Source organism: uncultured Gimesia sp. (assembly GCF_937919775.1).
GTDB lineage: Bacteria > Planctomycetota > Planctomycetia > Planctomycetales > Planctomycetaceae > Gimesia.
The window spans coordinates 1-1891 of record NZ_CALFPF010000024.1 but is presented as its reverse complement, the minus strand read 5'-3'; the positions used below and the strand labels follow the sequence as shown (position 1 = coordinate 1891).

The 1891-nt window shown below is 48.8% G+C and carries 2 pseudogenes; one reads left to right on the top strand and one right to left on the bottom strand.

What is annotated here, in order from left to right:
- Nucleotides 1-212, top strand: a pseudogene (murC, locus tag Q0294_RS23350) (UDP-N-acetylmuramate--L-alanine ligase); the annotation flags it as partial.
- Between the two features lie 3 nt (nucleotides 213-215).
- Here murC and ppsA read toward each other — a convergent pair.
- Nucleotides 216-1891 (bottom strand): annotated as a pseudogene (gene ppsA / locus Q0294_RS00650) (phosphoenolpyruvate synthase); the annotation flags it as partial.

Here is a 1891-nt window from a genome sequence, read left to right as displayed (position 1 = left end):
GCGACTTCGATACTCTGCGCAAAGGGTTTCTGGATTTCGTCTCGAACATTCCTTTCTACGGGCTGGCGGTCTGCTGCATTGACCACCCCGAGGTGCAGGCTTTGGTCGGCAAGATCACCGACCGCCGTGTCATGACCTATGGCTTCAACACCCAGGCCGACGTGCGGGCAGTCAACCTTCACTACAAGGCGGGCGTGGCGCATTTCGATATCATGTTCCAGACCGAAGGCATCACGATAGTGTGGATGATAATAGCGAGAGGCGCCCCGGAAACCGATCATGGGATTCTCCTCTTTGGGCTCGTAAAGTACTCCACCCAACAGGTTGGCATATTCATTCGTCTTGAAATCGCTCATCCGGACGATAACATCGCGCGGATAAAAGGCCGCGGCAATCATCGCCACTCCCTGAGCCAGAGTATCGACGAAAAATGCCGGTTTATTACTATACGTCGGCGTCAGTCGATCAATTTCTTTCTTTAATATCGGATCCTGCAGATTGTCATACTCTAAAAGCGCCATCGGATGGATGCGAATGAACGAATTGATAATGAATTCCATCCGCGCCAGACCGACTCCATCGCTGGGGAGCATCGAAAGACGAAAGGCTTCGTTTGGATTTCCTACAATCATCATGACACTGGTTTTGGGGCGCGGCAACTGAGACAGGTCAACCTCTTCAACTTCGTAATCGAGTTGACCTTCATAAACATGGCCGGTGTCCCCTTCAACACAGGAAACGGTCACCATTGATCCTGAAGGAATCGTAGTCGTTGCATCTTCTGCCCCGACAATCGCCGGTAGTCCCAGTTCACGACTGACAATCGCTGCATGACAGGTGCGACCTCCTCGATTTGTAACAATCGCGGCTGCCTTTTTCATAATGGGTTCCCAATCCGGATCAGTCTTATCCGTAATCAGCACATCACCCGGTTGAACTTCACTCAGATTCGCCGCATTTTGAATCACGCGTGCGATACCATGACCAATTCGTTCACCCACACTGTGCCCGGAAGTGAGAATTTTTCCTCGCTGTTTCAAATGATAGGTTTTTATTAAGTTCGTCTGTTTATTGGAATGAACAGTTTCCGGACGAGCCTGTACAATAAATAATTCCGATGTGATCCCGTCTTTAGCCCATTCAATATCCATCGGGCAGAATCGCCCTTGAACCTTTGAGTAATGATCCTCAATCAGACAGCCCCAACGTGCCAGTTTCAGAATATCTTCATCTGAGATGGCATATTGTTTTCGGTCTGTTGGATCGACGGGAACATTTCGGGTCATTTTTTCCCCGCCGGTATCATAGACCAGTTTGAATTCCTTCGACCCTAAAGTTTTATTCAGAATGGGATCATATCCGGTTTTAAGCGTCGGCTTGAAAACAGAATATTCATCCGGATTCACGCTCCCCTGGACTATGTTTTCACCCAATCCATAGGCAGCGTTAATCAGAATTGCTTCTTTGAATCCTGTTTCGGTATCAATCGTAAACATGACCCCCGAAGACGACAGATCTGAACGCACCATACGCTGAATGCCAATCGAAAGGGCAATTTCAAAATGGTCGAAACCTTTTTCTGTCCGGTAGGAAATCGCACGATCGGTAAACAATGAGGCAAAACAACGCCGACAGGTATCCAGCAGAGTCGCCTGTCCCCGCACGTTCAAATACGACTCCTGTTGTCCCGCAAAGCTCGCGTCAGGTAAATCTTCTGCCGTCGCGCTGCTGCGGACGGCCACATCGATGCCTCCGGGCAGGTTTTCGCTTAGTTTTTCGTAAGCTTTTTGAATTTGTTCTTTAAAGGATTGTGGAATCTCGGCAGCGAGAATTGCATGCCTGACCTTGAGGCCATGCTCCTGAAGATTGGAAATATTCGATGTATTCAGAT